The following is a 22,373-nucleotide window of genomic DNA, read 5'->3' on the forward strand; positions in this document are numbered from 1 at the left end:
ACAAGATGGCCTTTATAAGAGAGGCTTTATAAAATAGGCAGCGCCTGCGTTTCCAGACCGGCGTAAAAATGCGCCACACTGCGCTGCCATTCATAGCGGGCCTGCCGCAATGGGGCGAAACGATCGGGGATCGGCAACGCCCCCGCCTCGACCATATCCAGCCCACTATCGACCGCGCGCTGCAGACTGTCCTGCACCCAGCCCAGCCAGTCGCGGGTCTGTGCCAAGGCCTCGCCGCCTGTGTCCAGCGGGCCATGGCCGGGGATCAACAGGCGATGGGGGATCGCCTCCAGCTTGGACAGACTATCCTGCCATTGATCGATCCGAGCATGCGGCGTGGCCGGAGCGCGGTTGTGAAACACCAGATCGCCGGTGATCAACGCCTGCGTCTGTTCATCCAGCACCACCAGATCACCCGCCGAATGGCCGTTCAGCGCGTAAAGCTGCAAGCCCCGCCCCATAGCATCCAACGGCCCCGCCGCCAGATCACCCTGCGGGGTAAGCACCGTGGTGCCCTGCATCGCCCCGGCCAGAATGCGATAAAGCGCATCGGCAAAGTCGGAGCCTTGCTCGCCAATATCCTTGCGGGTTTGCGGCAGGGCATGGACGATCGCCGGATCAAAGGCGCAGGCCCCCATCGCATGATCGGGGTGGAGATGGGTGATCAACACCATCCCCACCTTCTTGCTGCATAGCCGCTGGGCCAGCCGCCCCAAGGCCTGCCCGTAAAGCCGCGATGGGCCCGGATCGATCAGGACCGCTCCCGCAGGCGCATCAAGGATCACGCTATTGGCTATCGCCCCGCCATTGCCCCATGCGATCGGTTCATCCGCGCCGCGCACCACCCATAGGCCATCGCCCACCTGCTCTGCCTTGGGCAGCGGGGCAGAGGTCGCCGCCAAGGCTTTGCCCTGCGCCAAGGCCAAGGCCGCACCCGCCAAAAAAGCGCGCCGGCCCAGCATCAAGGCTTCTCCACCATCAATTGGCCACGGCTGTCATGGCCCGACGTATCACGCGCCTCGATCACCACGCCGCGCAAGGCAGGAGCGAATTCCAGCGTAAAGGCAGGGTCTTCGGCCACTGATGCCTGCAGGCGCAGTTCGCCCAGCACATTGCCATCGGCATCCTTCACGGCCACCTGATCAATGTGAAAGGCAGGGATATTGGCCACCAGCCCGGTATCCATCGGGTGCCGCAGGCTGAACCGCAGGCGCAAGGCTTGCGGGCTGAACCATAGCCGCCCCCGCAATTCGCCCAGATGATCCGCCCAATCCCCCCGCGCACGGCTGAGCGGCGGCGCCGAGCAGCCCCCGCCCGCCGCATCCACCCAGGCCCCAGCCATATGCCACACGCCATCGGCGGTTTGCGCGGCCGCGCGCACAGGCGTGCGCTGGTCCAGCTTGATGCGGGTGGCGATGACCGGCAGCGCCTGCACGGGACGATAATCCACCGCCAGAGGAATGGGGTTGAGATCGGCCCAGATCAACAGCCTGACCACGCCCTGAAGGGCGCGCGCATCGGCCATCACCGGAAACTGGCGCTGGTTTTCGGCCAACATGGGGATGGACAGCTGGACCTTGCCGTCAAACACCACCGGCTTGCCATCCAATATCTCGCCTGCACGATAGGCCCACATGGGCGAGGCCAAGGGATCGGCGGGCAAGGCACTCTCTGCCGCACAGGGCGATGCCGCCGCCAGACTGGCTCCGGCCAACAGACCTATCCTTGTCCAAGGCGCAACAGACCGCATCATACCAAAGCACTCTAGGGCACAAGCCAAGCCTGTCCTATAGAACCTTGGTACAAAGAAAGGGTGTAGCCATGCGGTGCTTTGCGCGGTTTTGGGGAATAGCTCTCGCCTGTTGCGCCCTGCCCTCTTTGGCCTTGGCGCAATCGCCTGCGCCCGCGCCTTTGTTTGACGCCGACGGCTATCGCAGCGGCCAATATCGCGCACCGGTCGACCGCACGCCCGAACCGGCACGCAAACTGCCGCTGGCAAAGGCTTTGCGCATGGTGGCGGGGCACAATGCCTTGTTCATCGATGTGGCCATGCCCGAAAACGGGCTGCGCGATGCCAAGGGGGAATGGCAATTGGCCCTGCCGCATAGCAGCATCAAGGGCGCAGTCTGGCTGCCCGCTGCGGGCAAGGCGCCGCCCGATAGCGAGGCATGGGCACGATTGCAGGCCATCGTGGCGGCAAGGCCCCAAGCACCGGTGGTGCTATTCTGCCATCAGGATTGCTGGATGGGCTGGAACGCGGCCCGCCGTCTTGCCCGCGAAGGGCGAACCCATGTCTTCTGGCTGGAGGAAGGGGTGGAAGGATGGAGCGCCGCCGGTGGACCAACCGCAATGCTCCATCCCCGATGAGACGCCCCCCCTGTTCAGGCGCCTCTTTTCTGTTCAGGCACCTTAACCGAGTGCGACCCGAAGGGCCCGTCCAGAAACGGACTATAGCGCGTCAAAATCAGCGCAGAGTCTTGAGATATTCCACGATTTCCTTGCGCTTGGCCGGATCCTTGATGCCGGGGAAGGCCATGGCCGTGCCGGGCACCATGGTCATCGGCGCCTCGATCCATTTGTCCAGTGTGGCTTCATCCAGCTTCAGCTTGGCCGCCTTGAACGGGGCGGAGAAATGGAACTTGCCCTCGCCGCCCTTCTTGCCAAACACGCCGTGCAGATTGGGGCCGATCTTGTCCGGCCCGCCCTTGGTGGCGTCATGGCATACCGCGCAACGGGCAAACACCGCAGGCGGCGTGGCCGGAGCAGCCTGGGCCGGAGCAGCATGGGCCGCCGCCGCCATGGAGATCACCAAAGCCCCAAGGGCCAAACCTTTCGCAAACAGCATAAATATTCTCCCGCTGGCCTTATAAGGCCTATTCTTGCCTGCAGAATTTGCCACGAAGCGGCCCAACCGCGCTATTGGACTTTGGAACGTTAGGGCGATTTCCGTTCAAGCTGACGCGAACGGAAAAGCAACGCTCAATCGCCGCGCGGGCTTATCGCGTTTTTCGATCCTGAATGATCGGAAAACGCTCCAACGCCCCGCATCCCCGTTCCGATTTCGGAATTTCGCGCCGCGCCCTTGGGGCAATTCGGTCACAAATGCGTCTTGTCGCCCATAGGCTGGCCATGGAATACCGGACAGAAGCTCCCCCCATCCCCCTCCAAGCAGGACAGATTTTCATGACCATCCTCCATTGTGGCGACCCCGCACGCGGCAAGGCCTGGGCCGAGATTTTCGCGCGTGATCTGCCGCAAGTGCCCTTCCGCTGCTGGCCCGACATCGGCGATGGGCAGGAGGTGCGCTATCTGATCGCATGGACGCTCAGCGAGGAAATCATCACCGCCCTGCCCAATCTGGAAGTGCTGTTCTCCATCGGCGCGGGCGTGGACCAACTGGACCTGTCCTTGCTGCCCGACCATGTCCGTGTGGTGCGGATGATCGAGCCGGGCATCACCACCACCATGGCCGAATTTGTTACCATGGCCGTGCTGGCGCTGCACCGCGATCTGCCTGCCTTGGTGGCGGGGCAACGCTCGGGAACCTTCCCCTATCTGCCGGTCAAAATGGCGCGCGAACGCCGCGTGGGCTTTATGGGGCTGGGCGAACTGGGTCAGGCCGCGATCCGCATGCTGTCGCCCATCGGTTTTCGCCTGTCGGGCTGGAGCCGTTCGCCGCGCCAGATTGAAGGGGTGACCACCTTCCACGGCGCCGATGGCATGGGCACCTTTCTGGCCCAATGCGACATTCTGGTCTGCCTGCTGCCTCTGACGGACGAAACGCGCGGCATTCTGTGCCGTGACACCTTCGCGCAAATGCCCAAGGGGGCCTGCCTGATCAATGTGGCGCGCGGCGGGCATCTGGTGCAGGATGATCTGATCGAAGCCTTGGACAGCGGGCAGATCGGCGCGGCAATGCTGGATGTTTCCACCCCCGAACCCCTGCCCGAAACCCATGCTTTACGGGCGCATCCGGCGGTTTTCCTCACCCCCCATATTGCCGGCGTCACCCGTATCGACACCGCCGTCTATGCGCTGATGGATGCCTTGCGCGCGGTGATGGCGGGGCAGAGCGTGGCAGGCGACATAGACCGGACCAAGGGTTACTAAAGCCGCAGCATCTTGTGCCGAATGGCATCGGCAAAAAACGGCATGCAGCCCTTTGCCCTATTCGCAATCGGCTGCATCTTCCGCGCGGCCAGTGGCCTATTGTGAGGGTAAGCGCCGCCCCATGCGTGGCCGATGGAAGGAAGCTGGACCATGACGATCTTCACCCCGAAATTCATCAGCTTTGACTGCTATGGCACGCTGATCAAATTCCACATGGGCGAGATGGCCCGCGACTTTTACGGCAATGTGCTGGACGAAGCCAAGATGGAAGCCTTCATCAAGGATTTCTCTGCCTATCGGTTCGACGAGGTGCTGGGCGCATGGAAGCCCTATCGCGAGGTGATCGGCAATGCGCTGGCCCGCACCGCGAAAAAATATGGCGTGGCCTATGATGAGGGCTATGGCGAGGCGATCTATCAGGCCGTGCCCACCTGGGGCCCGCATGCCGATGTGCCCGGTGGCCTGTCGAAAATCGGCACCAAGATCCCGCTGGTGATCCTGTCCAACGCGATGAACAGCCAGATCCACGACAATGTGGCCAAGCTGGGCGCGCCTTTCTACGCCGTTTACACCGCCGAAAGCGCACAGGCCTACAAGCCGCGCCTGCAGGCGTTTGAATATATGTTCGACCAGCTGGGCTGGGGTCCGGAAGTGGGCATGCATGTCTCCTCCTCCTTCCGCTATGACCAGAACAGCGCGACTGACCTTGGCTTTGGCACCCGCGTCTTTGTGGGCCGCGGGCACGAGCCTTCGAACGGTAACTACCGCGATGTGGAAATCCCCCATATCGGCTGCCTGCCCGCGCTGGTTGGCCTGTAAGGTATGACCGAGCCCGCCCCCTCCCTGTGGCAAGCCAGTGCCCCCGCCTTTACCGGCGGCGCGGCGGGGCCTGTGGAAGGCCGCTATGATGTGGCCATCATCGGGGGCGGGTTCACCGGCCTGTCCGCCGCCTTGGCTCTGGCCAAAAGCGGGGCCAGCGTGGCCCTGCTGGAAGCAGCCCAAGTGATCGGCGCGGCATCGGGCCGCAATGGCGGGCAATGCAATGCGGGCACCGCCCATGATTTTGCCAGTCTGGCCGCCGCCCATGGCATGGACAAGGCGCGGCAATGGTATCTGGCCCATTGCGATGCGGTGGATACGGTAGAGCGCTTGGCGCGCGAGGAAGGCATAGACTGCGATTTCCGCCGCGCAGGCCGCGCCAAACTGGCCGCCAAGCCCGAACATTTCCCCAAGCTGGAGGCCGCCTATCGCGCCCTGTCGGAAGTGGACCCCAATGTCACTTTGGTCGATGCCGCAGGGGTCAAGGACGAGATCAAGGCCGAGGGTTTCCATGGAGCCTTGATCCAGCACACCAGCGCGCAATTGCATGTCGGCCGCTTTGGCGTGGGGCTGGCACAGGCCGCCGCCCGAGCTGGCGCGCAGATCTGGGAACAGGCCCCCGTCACCGGCCTGACGCGCCATGGCACCGGCCATATGGTGCAAACCCCGCGCGGCAGCCTGAGTGCAGGCCAAGTGCTGGTCGCCACCGGCGGGGCCAGCCCGCAGGCGCCCTTTGGCTGGTTCCGCCGCCGTATCGTTACCGTGGGCAGCTTTGCCATTGCCACCGCGCCTTTGCCGCAAGCTTTGGCGCAGGAATTGTTCCCCACCCGCCGCAATTATGTGACCAGCCGCATCATCGGCAATTATTTCCGCCTGACGGGTGACAACCGCCTGGTATTTGGCGGGCGGGCGCGCTTTGCCCTGTCCAATCCGGCCTCCGATCTCAAAAGCGCGGATATTCTGGAAAAGGCCATGCTGGCCCTGTTCCCCGATCTGGCCTCTGTGCCCATCGAGCATCGCTGGGGCGGCGCGATTGATCTGACGCAGGACCGCCTGCCCCGCGCGGGGGAGCATGACGGGCTGTTCTATGCCATGGGCTATTCGGGCCATGGCGTGCAAATGGCCACCCATATGGGCCAGCAAATGGCCAAGGTGATGGGCGGCAATTCTGCGGCCAATCCCTTTGATGGTCTGGCATGGCCCGCCATCCCCGGTCATCTGGGCAAGCCATGGTTCCTGCCCTTTGTCGGCGCCTATTACCGCGTGCTGGACGCGCTGCAATGATGGACTTTTCGCGCCGATCCTTGCTGGCCGGCATGGGCGCTGGCTTGATGCCCGCCACGGCTTGGGGCGCTGCCCTGCCCAAACGCGGCGGATCGATCCGCGTCGCCACGCAATCCTCCTCCACCGCCGATACGCTGGACCCTGCCAAGGGCGCACTATCGACCGATTATGTGCGCCATTTCATGCTCTATTCGGGCCTGACCCGCATCGGCCATGACATGATCGCCCATCCCGCGCTGGCCGAAAGGATCGAAAGCGCGGATCGCGCGACATGGCATATCACCCTGCGCAAGGGCGTGCATTTCCATCAGGGCGGCGAACTGACCAGCGCCGATGTGGTCTTTTCCCTGCTGCGCCACAAAGACCCCAAGCTGGGCAGCAAAATGGCCAGCATTGCCGCGCAATTCACGCAAGTGCGCGCCGATGGCCGCTATGGCGTAGTGATCGCCCTGTCGGGCCCCAATGCCGATTTGCCCGCCATGCTGGCGCAATCGCATTTCCTGATCCTGCGCAAGGGCACAGCAAAGCCCGATGGCAATGGCACCGGCCCGTTCAAACTGGCCGAATTCAAACCCGGCATCCGCACTGTAGCGGTCCGCAACCCCGATTACTGGGTCTCGGGCAAGCCCTATCTCGACCGGATCGAGCTGATCGCCATTCCCGACGAGGTGAGCCGCATCAACGCGCTGCTGGCGGGCGACGTGCAATTGATCAATGCGGTCGCCCCGCAATCGACCAAGCGCGTGGAAAGCTCGCCCGCCCATGTGATCGCCACCACGCCTTCGGCGCTTTATTCCAATCTGATTTCGCGCATGGACCGGCTGCCCAGCGGCAATCCCGATTTCATCGCCGCCATGAAACATCTGGTCGACCGGCCGCTGATCAAGCGCGCCCTGTTCCGTGGCTTTGCCACCATCGGCAATGATCAACCGATCCCGCCCTTCCACCCCTATTACAACCCGCATATCCCGCAAACCACGCTCGATCTGGACCGCGCCCGCTGGCACATCAACCGCAGCGGATTGCGCGGGGTGCGCCTGCCGATCTATGCCGGACCCGCCGTAGAAGGCGCGGTGGATATGGCCTCGGTGCTGCAGGAATATGGCGCAAGGGTGGGGCTGGATCTGGCGATCACCCGCGTGCCCGCCGATGGTTATTGGTCAACCCATTGGATGCGCCACCCGCTATCCTTTGGCAGCACCAACCCGCGCCCCACCGCCGATCTGGTGTTCAGCCTTTTCTACAAATCCGATGCGGCATGGAACGAGACGGGCTGGAAAAACCCGCGTTTTGACCAATTGCTGATGGCCGCACGCGGCGAGGTGGACGAAAACCGCCGCCGCGCCATGTATCACGAAATGCAGGCGATTGTGCATGACCAATGCGGATCGATCATTCCGGTGTTCATCAGCCTGATCGACGGGCTGGACCGCCGGTTGAAGGGCATGAACCCGCATCCGATGGGCGGGTTGATGGGTTATCAATTTGCCGAGAACGTATGGTGGGCGGCATGAGCGGATCACACCGGCAACAAAGCTTGTGGCCGCTGCTGCTGCGCCGGATCGGTTCGGCCTTGGTCACGCTGATCATGGTATCGGTGGTGATCTTTGCGCTGGCGGGCCTGTTGCCCGGCGACGCTGCGCAAGAAGCCCTTGGCCAATCGGCCACGCCCGAACAGGTTGCCGCCCTGCGTCATGAGATGGGCCTCGATCAACCCGCGCCCGTCCGCTATGCGCAATGGCTCGCGGGCATGGCGCGCGCCGATGCGGGGCAATCGCTGGTGGCGGGCATGCCCGTGGCCGAGATTATCGCCGAACGCCTGCCCAACACCTTGATGCTGGCGGGGATGACGGCGGCGCTGGCCGTGCCGCTGGCGCTGGCCATGGGGATTACCGCGGCGATCAGGCGCGGATCATGGATCGACCGCGCGATCAATCTGGCCTCGCTGTCCATGGTGGCCCTGCCCGAATTTCTGGTCGCCACTCTGGGCGTGCTGCTCTTTTGCGTCAAATTGATGTGGCTGCCCTCGCTGGCCATGGTTTCGGCCGAAGCGACATGGAGCGAGACCTTGCGCTCCTGCGCGCTGCCGATCCTTTCGCTGACGGTGGTGGTGGTGGCGCAAATGGCGCGCATGACCCGCGCCGCCATCGCCGATCAACTCGACCGGCCCTATGTGGAGATGGCAAGGCTGAAAGGTGCCTCGCTCTCCCGTGTGGTGCTGGGCCATGTCTTGCCCAATTGCCTTGGGCCGATTGTCAACGCCATGGCGCTTTCGCTGTCCTATCTGATGGGCGGGGCGATCATTGTGGAAACCATTTTCAACTTCCCGGGTCTGGCCAGCCTGATGGTCAATGCCGTCACCAGCCGCGACATGCCGCTGTTGCAGGCCTGCGCTATGATCTTTTGCTCGGCCTATCTGCTGTTGATGCTGGCTGCCGACATGGTGGCGCTGATCGCCAATCCAAGGTTACGTGCGCAATGAAACAATTCGCCTCCCTCTGGGCCAAGGCGCCCGCTGCCAATCGCATCGCGGCTGCTTTCGTAGGTTTCTGGCTGCTGCTGGCGCTGGCTGGCCCATGGCTGGCCCCGCATCCGGTGGGCGCCTTTGTGGATGAGGATGTGTTCTCCGGCCTGTCCGCCCGTTTCTGGCTGGGCAGCGATTATCTGGGCCGCGATGTGCTTTCCCGCCTGCTCTATGGCACGCGCTATACGGTGGTGCTGGGGCTGGGCGCGGCGCTGCTCGCCTCGCTTTGCGGCACATCCATCGCGCTGGCGGCCAGCCTGTGCGGCGGGCGGGTGGACGAGGTGATCTCGCGCCTGATGGACACGTTGATCTCGATCCCGTCCAAGATCCTCGCGCTGGTGCTGGTGGCGGCTTGTGGGTCGTCTTTGCCTTTGCTGCTGCTCATCTGCGCGCTCACCTATGTGCCGGGCAATTTCCGAATTGCCCGCGCGCTGGCCATGAACCTTGCCGCGCTGGATTTCGTGGCGGCGGCGCGGGCGCGGGGCGAGGGCAAATGGGCCATCGCCTGGCATGAGGTGCTGCCCAATATGGTCCATCCCCTGCTGGCCGATCTGGGCCTGCGCTTTGTGTTTGTGGTGCTGCTGCTGTCGGGCCTGTCCTTCCTCGGCCTTGGGGTACAGCCGCCCTATGCCGATCTGGGCTCGCTGGTGCGCGAGAATATCTCGGGCCTGACCGAAGGCGCACCCGCCATCCTTGCCCCTGCGCTGGCGATTGCCCTGCTGACCGTGGGCACCAATCTGTTGATCGACGCGATGAAGCCGGAGGGGCAGTGATGGAAAATGCTCCCCATATACTGGTCGAGAGCCTCTCGGTTTCGGTTGGTTCCACGCCCATCGTGTCCGATATCAGCTTTGCCCTGCCACGCGGGCAGGTTCTGGCGCTGATTGGCGAAAGCGGTTCGGGCAAAAGCACCACCGCGCTGGCGCTGATGGGATGGTGTCGCCATGGCGGGCGTATCGCCAGCGGCACGATCCGCGTGGGCGGCATGGCCATCGATCGTAAGAGCGAAGACGAGCTGGCCGCCCTTCGCGGGCGTTATATCAGCTATATCGCGCAAAGCGCAGCCGCCGCTTTCAACCCTTCGCGCCGGATCATGGCGCAGGTGATCGAACCGGCACTGATCCACCGCATCATGACCCGCCAGCAGGCCGAGGCCAAAGCGGTGGACCTGTTCCGCGCGCTGGCCCTGCCCGACGCGGAAACCATTGGCGATCGTTACCCGCATCAGGTGTCGGGCGGCCAATTGCAGCGGCTGATGGCGGCCATGGCCCTGATCACCGATCCCGAACTGGTGATCCTTGACGAGCCGACCACCGCGCTGGATGTGACCACGCAGGTCGAAGTGCTCAAATGTTTCAAAACCGCGCTGGCCAGTGTGGACCATGGGCGCGGCGCCACCGCCATCTATGTCAGCCATGACCTTGCCGTGGTGGCGCAAATGGCCGACCGGATTGCCGTGCTGCATAAAGGCCGCCTGGTGGAGGAAGGCCCCGCCGAACAGATCCTGCGCGCGCCGCAGGATGCCTATACGCAAAGCCTTGTCAACGCGCCCCGCCCCGTGCCCGCTGCGCCCTCGGCAGCCGATGCGGCACCGGTGCTGTCGGTGCAGGGACTGACCGCAGGCTACGGCAAGGTGACCGATGGCCAGCCCGCGATCCCTGTCCTGCGCGATATCAGCTTTGATCTGCCCGCTGGCGGCACTTTGGGGATCATTGGCGAAAGCGGATCGGGCAAGTCCACCCTCGCCCGCGTGATCGCCGGCCTTTTGCCCGCCGCGCAGGGGCAAGTGCTTCTGGATGGCGCGCCGCTGCCGCCCACATTGGAGGCGCGCTCGCTCGATCAATTCCGCGCGGTGCAACTGGTGTTCCAGAATGCCGATACCGCGCTCAACCCCGCCCATAGCGTGCGCCGCATTCTGGCCCGCCCCTTGCGCCATTACCACGGCCTGCGCGGGGCGGCAGCCGACCGGCGGGTGGCTGAATTGCTCGACCTCACCCGCCTGCCCGCCGATGTGATCGACCGGCCGGTTACCAAATTGTCGGGCGGACAGAAACAGCGCGTCAATCTGGCCCGCGCTCTGGCCGCAGAGCCGCGTATCCTGCTCTGCGATGAAGTGACCAGCGCGCTGGACACGGTGGTGGGCGCGGCGATCCTGTCGCTGATCGAGGATTTGCGCCGTGATCTGGGGCTGGCCACGGTGTTTATCAGCCATGATATCCATGCAGTCGCATCCTTGTGCGAAAAGGTGCTGGTGCTTTATGGCGGCACGCCGGTGGAACTGGCCAGCCGCGAGGCCTTTAACGGGCCGGAGCATCACCCCTATACGCGCCTGCTGCTGGACAGCCTGCCGACCATGGACCCGAGCTGGCTGGGCGCCACACCCGCCCCGATTCACCGTGGTGAGAAACAGGCGGGCCTCTGCCCCTTCCTGCCGCGATGTGATGTGGCCATAGCGGGCATTTGCGACCATCAGCCCGCGCCCCCCAAGACAGGTGACGGCATGCGCTGGCTTTGCCATCGCGGGCCTATCAAGCATGACAAGGAGAGCGCATGACGCCCCGTTTCAAACGTCTGGTCGAAACCGACCGGCCTGCGGTATCGCTGACGGTCGATGGCAGGGCGATCAAGGCTCTGGCCGGTGACACGCTGATGGTGGCGATGCTGACCCATGGCGATGCCTTGCGGACCAGCGAATTTGCCAGCCTTGAACCCGGCGATGGGCGCCGCGCGGGCTTTTGCCTGATGAGCGCCTGTCAGGATTGCTGGGTATGGACGGCCGACGGCCACCGCCTGCGAGCCTGCTCCACCCCTGTGGAAGAAGGCATGGCCATCTCCACCAGCCAACCGGAGGCCTCATGGGCAAGCCTGCTGTAATCATCATCGGCGCGGGGCCAGCCGGTGTGCGCGCGGCGCAGACGGTGGCGCGCGCCGGTTTGCGGCCCATCGTGATCGACGAGGCCGCCCGCGCCGGCGGGCAAATCTACCGCCGCCCGCCGGAAAATTTCACCCGTAACCATGCCGAACTCTATGGCAGCGAGGCCGCCCGTGCGCAGGCCATCCATCAGGATTTCGCCGCGCTGGAAGGCCAGATCGACTATCGCCCCGAAACCCTGGTGTGGAATGTGGCCGATGGCCATGTGTGGACGGCCAAGGATGGCGAGACACAGGCCATCGCCTATGACGCGCTGATCATCTGTAGCGGAGCCAGCGACCGCGTGGCGCCGGTCAAGGGCTGGCAGGCGGCGGGCTGCTATTCGTTGGGCGGGGCGCAAATCGCCCTGAAAGCGCAGGGCTGCGCCATCGGGCATCAGGTGATCTTTCTGGGCTCCGGCCCGCTGCTCTATCTGGCCGCCGCGCAATATGTGAAGGCGGGGGCCGATGTGGCCGCCGTGCTGGATACCTCGCCCTTCTGGCTGCGGGTGAAGGCCGCACCCAAACTGGCCGAATGCCCCGATCTGCTGTGGCAGGGGGTAAAGCTGCTGGCCGATCTGAAACGCGCTGGTGTACCGGTGCTGACTGGGGTGGAGCCGGTGGAGATCCATGGCGATCCGCAAAGCGGCGTCTCGGGCGTGACTGTGCGCCACAAGGGCGCATCCAAGCATTTTGCCGGCGATGCGGTGGCCATGGGCTGGCATGTGAAGCCCGAGGCGCAATTGGCCGATCTGGCCCGCGTGCCCTTTGCCTTTGATGCCTTGACCCGCCAGTGGTTGCCGCAAAGCGATGCGCAGGGCCGCGCGGGGAACAAAGTCTATCTGGGCGGCGATGGTGCCAAAGTGGCGGGCGCACGCAGCGCCGAAGTGACCGGCGAGCTGGCCGCCATGGCCGCGCTGGCCGATCTGGGCCTTTCCGTGAATGCTGCCGTGGACGCTGACCGTCGCCGCTGGCTGCTGTCCGAAAAGGCGCGCTATGTCCGCTTTGCGCAAGGGCTGGCGCAGGCCTTCCCATGGCCGCATCACATGGTGGCCGCCATCCCCGATGAAGCCATCGTCTGCCGCTGCGAGGCGGTGACAGCCGCCACTTTGCGCGCCAGTGTGCAAAGCGCCCATGCGCAGGAAGCCAACCGCGCCAAAGCCTTCAGCCGCGTGGGCATGGGCCGCTGTCAGGGGCGCTATTGCGGCCATGCCAGCGCCGAAATCATCGCTGCCGCCCGCGCTGTTCCCTTGGAAGAGACCGGAAGGCTGCGCGGGCAGGCGCCGGTCAAACCCATCCCCGTGGCCCTCAAAAGGATCGACCTATGAGCCAGATCGTCAAAAGCGATGTCGCCATTATCGGGGGCGGGCTGATGGGCTGTTCCACCGCCTTCTTTCTGGCGCAGCGCGGCATTTCGGCCATGGTGCTGGAAACCGACAAGGTGGGCCGCCAAGCCAGCGGCACCAATTTCGGCAATGTGCGCCGTCAGGGCCGCCCGATTTTCCAACTTCCTCTGGCCAATCGCGCCAGCCGCATCTGGCGCAATGCCCGCGAATTGCTGGGCGAGGATGTGGAATATTTGCAAGGCGGCCATATCCGCGTCTGTTTCCGCGAGCGGCCGGAAAACATCGGCAAGATGGAGGAATATGCCGCCCTAGCCCGCGAGGAAGGGCTGGATCTGGAACTGCTGACCTCCAACGCCCTGCGCGAGAAATTCCCTTGGCTCGGCCCCGATGTGCTGGCGGGTTCCTATTCGGCCAGTGACGGCCATGCCAATCCGCGCCTTGCCGCCCCTGCCTTTGCCCGTGCGGCAGCAAGGCTGGGCGCCAACATCGTAGAAGACACCCAGATCGTCCATGCCGAAAAGCAGGGCGAGGATTTCCTGCTGACCGCCAAGGATGGCCGCCGCTTTTCCGCGCCTGTTCTGCTGATTACGGCGGGCGCATGGGCGGGCAAGATCGCGGGCTGGTTTGGCGAGACGATCCCGCTGACCCCGCGCGCGCCGACATTGAGCGTGACCGAGCCGGTGCCCTATGCCATTGCCCCTGCCGTGGGGGTGATGACGCCCGACGAGGTGGAAACCGTCTATTTCCGCCAAGTGGCCCGCGGCAATATCGTGCTGGGCGGCTCCACCCGCGCGCCGTCCTATCCCGATGATTACCGCGCCTATGTCCTGCCGCAAAACAGCATGACACAGTTTGAACATCTGCGCCGTCTGGCCCCTGCCCTGTCGCGTTTGCAGGTGATCCGCGTGTGGAGCGGGATTGAGGGCTATACCGATGACAGCCTGCCGGTGATGGGCCCCAGCGCGAAAGTGTCGGGCCTGTTCCATGCTTTCGGCTTTTCGGGCAGCGGGTTCCAGATCGGGCCGGGCGTGGGCGAAACCATGGCCGAGCTGATCGCCACCGGCACCACCGATATTCCCATCGCGCCCTATAGCATCACGCGGTTTGTTGATCGGGACTAAAGCCCGATCAACACCGTCTTGCTCTTGCAACTGCCCAGATAAGCCTCGCGGCCCAGATCCTTGCCGATGCCCGATTGTTTGAAGCCTCCGGTGGGCAGGATGAAATCATCGGAACGGCCATAGCGATTGACCCAGACCGTGCCCGCCTCCAGCGCCCGCGTGGCGCGGATCGCGCGGGAAAGGTTCTGCGTATGCACGCCCGCCGCCAGACCATAGCGCGTGCCATTCGCCAGAGCATAGGCTTCCTCATCGTCGGCAAAGCTCTGCACCGTCAGCACGGGGCCGAAGATTTCGCTCTGCACCGCGGTGGCGTCAGCCGACAGGCCGGTCAGCAAGGTCGGCTGATAGAATGTGCCATCACGATCAACCCGCGCCCCGCCGGTAATCGCCTCGCCGCCCTCTGCCCTTGCGGTTTGCACGATGGCATCAATGCCCGCCAATTGCTTTTCCGAAACGATTGGGCCCATTGTGGTGGAGGCGTTCCACGTCTCACCCAGCCGATGCGCGCGGAGCAGGGCGGCGATGCGCGCCGTCACCTCTTCGGCCACCCTGGCCTCCACCAACAGGCGCGATCCGGCAACGCAAACCTGCCCCGCGTTCAGCGTGATCGCCCGCGCCACAATCGCGCAGGCCTTGTCCAGATCGGCATCGGCAAAGATGATCTGCGGGCTTTTGCCGCCCAGTTCCAGCGTGCAAGGCTTGGGGCCAGTTGCCGCGCAAGCACTCATGATCGCGCGGCCCGTGGCGGTGGAGCCGGTGAAGCTGACCTTGCCTACTTGATCGGCACGCACCAGCCCGTCGCCAATGTCATGGCCCATGCCCTGCACCACATTGAAAATACCCGCAGGCAGGCCCGCCTCGATGGCCAGTTCGGCCAGACGCACCACCGAGAAAGGCGTGAGTTCGGAAGGCTTCAAAACCACCGCATTGCCCGCCGCCAAGGCCGGCCCCAGTTTCCACGCCGCCATCACCAGCGGCAGGTTCCAAGGCGCGATGGCGGCCACCACGCCATAGGGTTCATTGGCGGTAAAGCCGAAGCGGTCATCCGCCGTGGCGCCCACTTCCCCGCCATGCTTATCGGCAAATTCGGCAAAGAAGCGGATGCATTCCGCCGTATAGGGCAGGTCCCAAGCCAGAATTTCGCCCAAGGTGCGGGTGGAGCCAACCGCCTCCAGCGGGGCCAGCACGGCGCGGTCCGCCTCGATTGCATCGGCCCAGCGGCGCAGAATACGGGCGCGGGCGCGCGGGTCCATCCGGCCCCAACCGCTCTGCTTTTGCGCCTTGGCGGCATCTTCTGCCGCTTGGCTCATCTGGTCCATGCTGGCGGCATGCAAAGGCGCCAGCAAGGCGCCATCGGAGGGGCGAACCACATCCAAAACCGCGCCCTGCCCCAGAATTCTGCGCCCCGCGATGAAATTGGCCGCCAGTTCGGGGCGGATGGAATCGGGGTTGAATTCAGGGGTCATGGCTTGGCTCCACAGGAGGTTATGGCCACAGCCTAAACCCCGCGCGGCAGAATCGACTGGGCAAAGGGGCTCAAGGAACGGTGTAATCTTCCGAAGTCATCGCCAAGGCGGTAGCCTATTCCAAAGCACGGGGGCTAAGCCATGGTCAAGGATGATGCGGCGCGCCCTGTTTGCGGCCCCGCCAAAGGAGTGCAGCAAGTGAGCGATCAGGCCAAAAGCCAGCAAGCAGGCGATGATATCCTTTTCCGCGCCATGCAGGAGAGCGATATTGAACGCGCGGTGGAAATGACCCGCGCGCTGCATTGGCCCCATCGCGAAGAGGATTGGGCGCTGTTCCTGCAAGTGGGCCAAGGCATCGTGGCGCAATGGCAGGGCGAGGTGATCGGCACGGCGCTGGGCTTTCCCTATGGCGATCATGCCGCGACGCTGGGGCTGGTGATTGTCGACAATGCCCATCAGGGCAAAGGCTATGGCCGCCGTTTGATGCAGGCGATGATGGACCAGTTGGGCGAACGCAGCATCATCCTGCAGGCCACGGTCGAGGGCGCGCCTTTGTATGAAAAGCTGGGCTTTGCCGATTATGGCATCCTGCATCAGCATCAGGGTGTCCTGCCCAATGTGCCGCTGGCTCAATTGCGCCAAGGCGAGCGCATCCGACCGCTGGGTGCAAGCGAGCAAACGCCGGGGCATCTGTATAGCAGCGCCACCGGCACCGACCGCCACGCCATGATGCAGGTGCTGAACGCGCAAGACCGCACCGTGGTGCTGACCCATGACGATGTGCCGGTGGGCTTTGCCAATCTGCGCCGCTTTGGCCGTGGCTGGTCGATTGCGCCGGTGGTGGCGCCCGATGTGGACGGGGCCAAAGTGCTGATCCTGCATTGGCTGGCGCAGAATGCGGGCAATTTCACCCGTCTGGATGTCACCGAGGCCAGCGGTCTTTCGCCATGGCTGGAAGGGCTGGGCCTGCCGCGGGTGGATACGGTGCGGAGCATGGTGCGCGGGCCCTTGCCCGAGGCACAGGGCGAGGCGGTTCTTTTCGCGCTTTCCGCGCAGGCGATGGGATAAATCATGCAACTGTCCGACCCCACTCTGCTCAAACAGGCCGCGTTGATTGGTGGCCAATGGCTGGGCGCTGATGCCCGCGATGCGCTGCCGGTGCTCGATCCGGCTGTGGGCCATACTTTGGGCGCGGTGCCCGATTGCACCGCCGATGACACCGCCCAAGCCATCGCCGCCGCCCATGCAGCATGGGCCCCATGGCGCGCCCTCACCGCAGGCGCACGCTGCGCTCTGCTGGAGACGTGGCATGGGCTGGTTCTGGCCCATGCCGAAGATCTGGCCCGCATCATGACCGCCGAACAGGGCAAGCCTTTGGCCGAAGCTCTTGGCGAGGTGCGCTATGCCGCCAGCTTCATCAAATGGTTTGCCGCCGAGGGATTACGCACCGGCGGGCGAAATATCGTCTCGCCCGAGGCCGACCGACGCATCATCGTGCTGACCGAGCCTGTGGGTGTTTCGGCGGCGATCACGCCATGGAATTTCCCCGCCGCGATGATCACCCGCAAATGCGCGCCAGCCTTGGCCGCCGGTTGCCCCGTGGTAATCAAGCCTTCGGAACTGACGCCTTTTACCGCGCTGGCCTTGGGTGAACTGGCTTTGCGGGCGGGTTTTCCGGCAGGCGTCATCAATATTGTCACCGGCCTGCCATCCGCCATAGGCGCCACCATCACGGCCAGCCCGTTGGTGCGCAAATTGTCCTTCACCGGATCGACCCGCGTGGGGGCGCTGCTGCTGGAACAATGCGCGCGCACCATCAAACGCACCAGCATGGAGCTGGGCGGCAATGCGCCGCTGATCGTGTTTGCCGATGCGGATCTGGATCTGGCGGTGAAGGCGGCCATGGCGTCCAAATTCCGCAATGCGGGGCAAACCTGCGTCTGCGCCAACCGTTTGCTGGTGGCCGATGAAGTCTATGATGCCTTTGCCGAAAAACTGGCCGCTGCCGTGGCGCAATTGCAGGCAGCGCCGGGCATGGAGGCAGGCTCGACCGTCGGCCCGCTGATCAATGCCGCCGCGGTGGAAAAAGTCACCGCCCATCGCGAGGATGCTCTGGCCAAGGGCGGCAGGATTTTGGGCGCGGGCCAAGGGCGCAGCGATGACCGCTTCGTGCGCCCGATCATCATTGGCGATGCCACGCCCGATATGCGTCTGGCCTCCGAAGAAACCTTCGGCCCCATCGCGCCCCTGTTCCGCTTTACCAGCGAGGCTCAGGCGATCGAGATGGCCAATGCCACGCCTTTCGGCCTTGCCGCCTATTTCTACACGCGTGATCTCTCGCGCTCTTTCCGCGTGGCCGAGGCGCTGGAGGCGGGGATGATCGCGCTCAACACCGGCAGCATTGCCATGGAAATGGCACCCTTTGGCGGGGTGAAGCAATCGGGCCTTGGCCGCGAAGGCGGGCAACAGGGCATCGAGGAATATCTGGAAACCAAGGCCTTCCACATTGGCGGGCTGGAACTGGGGGCATAAACCCATGCGCAATTACAAGATCGCCGTCATCGCGGGAGACGGCATTGGCAAGGAAGTGATGCCCGAAGGTCTGCGCGCGCTGGAAAAAGCGGCAAGCAGCTATGGTTTCGGGCTGGATTTGCAGGTCCATGCCTTTGCCGATTGCGATTACTATGCCCAACATGGCCGCATGATGCCCGAGGACTGGAAGGCGCAGATCGGCCGTCCCGACGCGATTTTCTTTGGCGCGGTGGGCTGGCCCGCTACGGTTCCCGACCACATTTCCCTGTGGCAGAGCCTGCTGCAATTCCGCCGCGAATATGACCAGTTCGTCAACCTGCGCCCCGTGCGCCTGATGCCCGGCGTGCCCTGCCCGCTGGCGGGCCGTGAACCGGGGGACATTGACTTCTGGGTCGTGCGCGAAAACACCGAAGGCGAATATTCCAGCGTGGGCGGCCATATGTTCCCCGGCACCGAACGCGAGATTGTCATTCAGGAAACGGTGATGACCCGCCATGGCGTAGACCGCGTGTTGCGCTTTGCCTTTGATCTGGCCAGCAAGCGCAAGCGCAAACACCTGACCAGCGCCACCAAATCCAACGGCATTGCCATCACCATGCCTTTCTGGGACGGGCGCGTGGAGGCGATTGCGCCGGAATATCCCGGCGTCACCCATGACAAATACCATATCGACATCCTGACCGCGCAATTCGTGATGAACCCGCAGCGTTTCGATGTGGTGGTGGCCTCCAATCTGTTTGGCGATATCTTGTCCGACCTTGGCCCCGCCTGCACCGGCACCATCGGCATCGCGCCATCGGGCAATATCAACCCCACCGGCGAACATCCCAGCCTGTTTGAACCGGTACACGGGTCCGCGCCCGATATTGCGGGGCTGGGCATTGCCAATCCGGTGGGCCAGATCTGGTCGGCGGCGATGATGCTGGAACATCTGGGCGAAGCGGAGGCCGCCGCTGGTATCATGCGCGCAATCGAACATGTGCTGGCCACGCCTGCGGGCCGCACGGGGGATTTGAAGGGCAGCGCCAATACGGTGGAATGTGGCAAGGCGATTGCGGAGGCCATCGGCTAATTCAACCAAAGCCGATTGCCGAAGCCATCGGCCAAGCCACAGCATTTTATGCCGCGCCTACCCCTCACTTTGGCCACACAGGCCTGAACCGCTTGCATAGGTTTATCTCATATGACCGAAACCTTGACCAACCGCTCACTGATCGAACTGGACCGCGATCACCTGATCCATCCTGTCGCCTCTTTCCGTGGCCACGAGGCGCATGGCGCCCGCGTGCTGGCCAGCGCCGATGGCATGTGGTTGACCGATATTGATGGCAAGCGCGTGATCGACGCTTTTGCAGGCCTGTGGTGCGTCAATGTCGGCTATGGGCAGGAGTCCATTGTGGAGGCCGCCGCCGATCAAATGCGCCGCCTGCCCTATGCCACGGGCTATTTCCATTTCGCCAGCGAACCGGCGATCCGTCTGGCGGCAGAATTGACCGCGCTGACGCCCGAAGGGCTGGACCATGTATTCTTCACCTTGGGCGGTTCGGATGCGGTGGACAGCGCGGTCCGCTATATCATCCATTATTTCAACGCCATTGGTAAGCCGGAGAAGAAGGAATTCATCGCGCTGGAATGGGGCTATCACGGCTCCTCCTCCACCGGCGCGGGGCTGACGGCGCTGGGCAATTTCCATCGCGGGTTTGACCTGCCCTATAAGTGGCAGCACCATATCCCCTCGCCCTATCCCTATCGCCACCCGCAGGGCGATGATGATGCCGCCGTGATCGCCAGCACGGTGGCCGCGCTGGAGGCCAAGGTGGCCGAAATCGGCGCGGACAAGGTGGCTGCCTTCTGCTGCGAACCCATTCAGGGCAGCGGCGGGGTGATCGTGCCGCCCAAGGGCTGGCTCAAAGCCCTGCGCGAGGCCTGCACCCGCCTTGGCATCCTGATGCTGGTGGATGAAGTGATTACCGGCTTTGGCCGCACCGGACCTTTGTTTGCTTGCGAGGAAGAAGGCGTCACCCCCGACTTCATGACCACCGCCAAGGGCTTGACCAGCGGCTATGCTCCGATGGGCGCGATGTTCATGGCCAACCACATCTATGAAACAATTGCCGATGCCAGCCCGCTGCCTGTCGGCCATGGCATGACCTATTCGGGCCATCCGGTCTCGGCGGCTGTCGCGCTGGAAGTTTTGCGCCTTTACCGCGAGGGTGGTGTGCTGGCCAATGGCGTGAAGACCGGCGCGCGTTTTGCCGAGCGTATGGAAGCCATCCGCAGCCATCCTCTGGTGGGCGATGTGCGCTATCGCGGGATGCTGGGCGCGATTGAACTGGTCACCGACAAGGCGACCAAGGGCATGTTCCCCGCCGAACTCAACCTTGGCGACCGCCTGTCGCAGATGACTTGGGACAATGGCCTGATCGTGCGTTGCTTTGCCAATGCCGTTATCGGCTTTGCCCCCGCGCTGACCTGCACGGTCGAGGAAATGGACATTATCTTCGACCGCGTGCAATTGACGCTGGATCAATTGCTGGAGCAGCCCGACATTCGCGCGGCTCTGGGCTAAAAAGAGGAAAACCCCCGCCATGATGCCCGGCCTCAAACTCGACCGCATCGATTTGAAGATCCTTGCCAAGCTGCAACAGGCCGGGCGCATCACCAATGTCGAACTGGCCGATGCGGTGGGCCTGTCGCCCAGCCCCTGTCTGACGCGGGTGAAAAGGCTGGAACAGGCGGGCTATATCACCGGCTATGGCGCGCATATCAATCTGCGCAAACTGGGCGAATTCCTCACCATTTTCACCGAGGTCACCCTGTCCGAACACCGGCGCGGCGATTTCTCCCGCTTTGAAAGCCGCATTTTCAAGCTGGACGAGATTGTCGAATGCCATCTGGTGTCGGGCGGCTATGACTATCTGCTCAAATTCGTCACGCGCGGGGTTTCGCATTACCAGTCGATCATCGAGGGCATGCTGGAAAGCGATTATGGCATCGAGAAATATTTCTCCTATGTTGTGATCAAATCGCCTTTCATCAAACACCATTTCCCGATCCAGAACCTGTTTGGGCAAAATCTGTCGGGAAGTGCGGGAGCAAGCCATGACTGATATTGCCGATCTGATCGCGCCGCTGGTGGAACTGCGCCACGACATCCACGCCTATCCCGAATTGGGCTTTGCCGAACATCGCACTGCGCGGGTGATTGCCGATACGTTGCGCGCCGCAGGGCTGGAAGTGCATGAGGGCATTGGCGGAACCGGCGTGGTGGGTGTGTTGCGCGCGGGCGCTTCGGGTCGCACCATCGGCCTGCGCGCCGATATGGACGCGCTGCCGATCCATGAACAGACCGGCCTGCCCTATGCCAGCCGCCACGAAGGCTGTTTCCACGGCTGCGGGCATGACGGGCATATGGCCATGCTGCTGGGCGCGGCGCAGGCTTTGGCGGCGGATCCTTCTGGTCTGGACGGCACGGTGCATTTCATCTTCCAGCCCGCCGAGGAAGGCCAAGGCGGCGCCCGCGCGATGATCGAGGACGGGCTGTTCGAGCGCTTCCCCTGTGATCGCGTCTATGCCCTGCACAATTGGCCCAGCCTGCCTGCGGGCACGATCGCCACCCGCCCCGGCGCGATCATGGGCGCGGCGGACAAGTTCCGCATCACCTTGCGCGGGCGTGGCGGCCATGCGGCGGTTCCCCATGATACCAAGGATTCCATTCTGGCTGCTGCCAGTCTGGTCCAGCAATTGAACACGATCATCGCCCGCAACGCGCCCGCCAGCGCCAATGCGGTGCTATCGGTCACCGAAATCCACGCGGGCCACGCGCATAATGTCATCCCCGGCGAGGCGATGGTGGGCGGCACGGTGCGCACATTCGACCCCGCCGTGCAGGACCGCATCGAACAGCGTATCCGCCAGATCGTTTCCGGCATCGAGGCCGGTTTCGAAGTGCAGGCAGAGCTGGCCTATGACCGCTATTACCCCGCCACCATCAATGACGCGCAAGCAGCGCAGGACGCGCTGGCGGTAGCGGCCACCGTGGCCCATGCCGAACTGGCGGCCGAACCGGCGGCTACATCGGAAGACTTTTCCTTCATGCTGCAGGTCCGGCCCGGTGCCTATATCTGGCTGGGTCAGGGCAAGGGCGAGAACCCGCCCCCGCTGCACAATCCGCATTATGATTTCAACGACAGCGTGCTGGAAACCGGCCTGCGTCTCCATATCGCGCTGGCCCGTCACTGGCTGGCGCCGCAAGAGTAGA

21 protein-coding genes are annotated in these 22,373 nt (G+C 63.8%); 17 read left to right on the plus strand and 4 right to left on the minus strand.

Annotated features, from left to right (window positions below; genetic code table 11):
• Positions 1–26: 26 nt before the first annotated feature.
• Positions 27–962 (minus strand): quinoprotein relay system zinc metallohydrolase 1, encoded by a 936-nt coding sequence (locus EOE18_RS04280; RefSeq protein ID WP_127706531.1) that lies wholly within the window; start codon positions 960–962, stop codon positions 27–29.
• A complete protein-coding gene (locus EOE18_RS04285) occupies positions 962–1,714 on the minus strand; it encodes a quinoprotein dehydrogenase-associated SoxYZ-like carrier (protein ID WP_246027250.1) in 753 nt (250 codons plus the stop codon). The genes EOE18_RS04280 and EOE18_RS04285 overlap by 1 nt, the downstream gene beginning before the upstream one ends.
• A 107-nt stretch (positions 1,715–1,821) precedes the next feature.
• Here EOE18_RS04285 and EOE18_RS04290 point away from each other — a divergent pair, with 107 nt between their 5' ends.
• Positions 1,822–2,367 (plus strand): rhodanese-like domain-containing protein, encoded by a 546-nt coding sequence (locus EOE18_RS04290; RefSeq protein WP_164852656.1) that lies wholly within the window; start codon positions 1,822–1,824, stop codon positions 2,365–2,367.
• A 97-nt stretch (positions 2,368–2,464) separates the two neighbouring features.
• Here the strand turns inward: EOE18_RS04290 and EOE18_RS04295 are convergent, their stop codons facing one another.
• Positions 2,465–2,845, minus strand: a complete 381-nt coding sequence (locus EOE18_RS04295) for a c-type cytochrome (protein ID WP_246027251.1) — start codon at positions 2,843–2,845, stop codon at positions 2,465–2,467.
• Positions 2,846–3,183: 338 nt separating this feature from the next.
• Between EOE18_RS04295 and EOE18_RS04300 the strand changes: the two genes are divergently transcribed.
• The 10 genes from EOE18_RS04300 to EOE18_RS04345 all read left to right on the plus strand — a co-directional run bounded on the left by EOE18_RS04300 (position 3,184) and on the right by EOE18_RS04345 (position 14,114).
• Positions 3,184–4,110 (plus strand): 2-hydroxyacid dehydrogenase, encoded by a 927-nt coding sequence (locus tag EOE18_RS04300; RefSeq protein ID WP_127706535.1) that lies wholly within the window; start codon positions 3,184–3,186, stop codon positions 4,108–4,110.
• 150 nt (positions 4,111–4,260) lie between these two features.
• The gene (locus EOE18_RS04305) at positions 4,261–4,929 is read left to right on the plus strand and encodes a haloacid dehalogenase type II (RefSeq protein WP_127706537.1); all 669 of its coding nucleotides are present in this window, start codon (positions 4,261–4,263) and stop codon (positions 4,927–4,929) included.
• A gap of 3 nt (positions 4,930–4,932) precedes the next feature.
• Positions 4,933–6,213 (plus strand): NAD(P)/FAD-dependent oxidoreductase, encoded by a 1,281-nt coding sequence (locus EOE18_RS04310; protein ID WP_127706539.1) that lies wholly within the window; start codon positions 4,933–4,935, stop codon positions 6,211–6,213.
• A complete protein-coding gene (locus EOE18_RS04315) occupies positions 6,213–7,727 on the plus strand; it encodes an ABC transporter substrate-binding protein (protein ID WP_127706677.1) in 1,515 nt (504 codons plus the stop codon). The genes EOE18_RS04310 and EOE18_RS04315 overlap by 1 nt, the downstream gene beginning before the upstream one ends.
• Positions 7,724–8,695, plus strand: coding sequence for an ABC transporter permease (locus tag EOE18_RS04320; protein ID WP_425464283.1), 972 nt, complete (start codon positions 7,724–7,726; stop codon positions 8,693–8,695). Before EOE18_RS04315 ends, EOE18_RS04320 begins: the two co-directional genes overlap by 4 nt.
• On the plus strand, positions 8,692–9,510 hold the full coding sequence (locus EOE18_RS04325) for an ABC transporter permease (RefSeq protein ID WP_127706543.1): 819 nt from the start codon (positions 8,692–8,694) through the stop codon (positions 9,508–9,510). Before EOE18_RS04320 ends, EOE18_RS04325 begins: the two co-directional genes overlap by 4 nt.
• Positions 9,510–11,291, plus strand: a complete 1,782-nt coding sequence (locus EOE18_RS04330) for an ABC transporter ATP-binding protein (RefSeq protein ID WP_127706545.1) — start codon at positions 9,510–9,512, stop codon at positions 11,289–11,291. The genes EOE18_RS04325 and EOE18_RS04330 overlap by 1 nt, the downstream gene beginning before the upstream one ends.
• Positions 11,288–11,611 (plus strand): (2Fe-2S)-binding protein, encoded by a 324-nt coding sequence (locus tag EOE18_RS04335; RefSeq protein ID WP_127706547.1) that lies wholly within the window; start codon positions 11,288–11,290, stop codon positions 11,609–11,611. Before EOE18_RS04330 ends, EOE18_RS04335 begins: the two co-directional genes overlap by 4 nt.
• On the plus strand, positions 11,593–12,975 hold the full coding sequence (locus tag EOE18_RS04340; RefSeq protein ID WP_127706549.1) for an FAD/NAD(P)-dependent oxidoreductase: 1,383 nt from the start codon (positions 11,593–11,595) through the stop codon (positions 12,973–12,975). The genes EOE18_RS04335 and EOE18_RS04340 overlap by 19 nt, the downstream gene beginning before the upstream one ends.
• Positions 12,972–14,114: an NAD(P)/FAD-dependent oxidoreductase gene (locus EOE18_RS04345; RefSeq protein ID WP_127706551.1), complete on the plus strand. Its 1,143-nt coding sequence runs from the start codon at positions 12,972–12,974 to the stop codon at positions 14,112–14,114. Before EOE18_RS04340 ends, EOE18_RS04345 begins: the two co-directional genes overlap by 4 nt.
• On the opposite strand, the gene EOE18_RS04350 is transcribed toward EOE18_RS04345, so the two are convergent.
• Entirely contained in the window at positions 14,111–15,580 is a 1,470-nt protein-coding gene (locus tag EOE18_RS04350) for an aldehyde dehydrogenase family protein (RefSeq protein ID WP_127706553.1), read from the minus strand. The two genes, EOE18_RS04345 and EOE18_RS04350, sit on opposite strands and share 4 nt — an antisense overlap.
• A 198-nt stretch (positions 15,581–15,778) precedes the next feature.
• Between EOE18_RS04350 and EOE18_RS04355 the strand changes: the two genes are divergently transcribed.
• The 6 genes from EOE18_RS04355 to EOE18_RS04380 all read left to right on the plus strand — a co-directional run bounded on the left by EOE18_RS04355 (position 15,779) and on the right by EOE18_RS04380 (position 22,372).
• Entirely contained in the window at positions 15,779–16,648 is an 870-nt protein-coding gene (locus tag EOE18_RS04355; protein ID WP_164852657.1) for a GNAT family N-acetyltransferase, read from the plus strand.
• A gap of 3 nt (positions 16,649–16,651) precedes the next feature.
• Positions 16,652–18,112 carry an NAD-dependent succinate-semialdehyde dehydrogenase gene (locus EOE18_RS04360; protein WP_127706557.1) on the plus strand — a complete coding sequence of 487 codons (1,461 nt, stop codon included), beginning with the start codon at positions 16,652–16,654 and terminating at the stop codon, positions 18,110–18,112.
• A gap of 4 nt (positions 18,113–18,116) precedes the next feature.
• Complete coding sequence (locus EOE18_RS04365; RefSeq protein ID WP_127706559.1) at positions 18,117–19,184, plus strand: tartrate dehydrogenase; 1,068 nt, start codon at positions 18,117–18,119, stop codon at positions 19,182–19,184.
• Positions 19,185–19,295: 111 nt separating this feature from the next.
• On the plus strand, positions 19,296–20,681 hold the full coding sequence (locus EOE18_RS04370; protein ID WP_127706561.1) for an aspartate aminotransferase family protein: 1,386 nt from the start codon (positions 19,296–19,298) through the stop codon (positions 20,679–20,681).
• 19 nt (positions 20,682–20,700) lie between these two features.
• Positions 20,701–21,222, plus strand: a complete 522-nt coding sequence (locus EOE18_RS04375) for an Lrp/AsnC family transcriptional regulator (protein ID WP_127706563.1) — start codon at positions 20,701–20,703, stop codon at positions 21,220–21,222.
• Positions 21,215–22,372, plus strand: coding sequence for an amidohydrolase (locus EOE18_RS04380; protein ID WP_127706565.1), 1,158 nt, complete (start codon positions 21,215–21,217; stop codon positions 22,370–22,372). The genes EOE18_RS04375 and EOE18_RS04380 overlap by 8 nt, the downstream gene beginning before the upstream one ends.
• Position 22,373 lies beyond the last annotated feature (1 nt).

This window comes from Novosphingobium umbonatum (assembly GCF_004005905.1).
Classification (GTDB): Bacteria; Pseudomonadota; Alphaproteobacteria; order Sphingomonadales; family Sphingomonadaceae; genus Novosphingobium; species Novosphingobium umbonatum.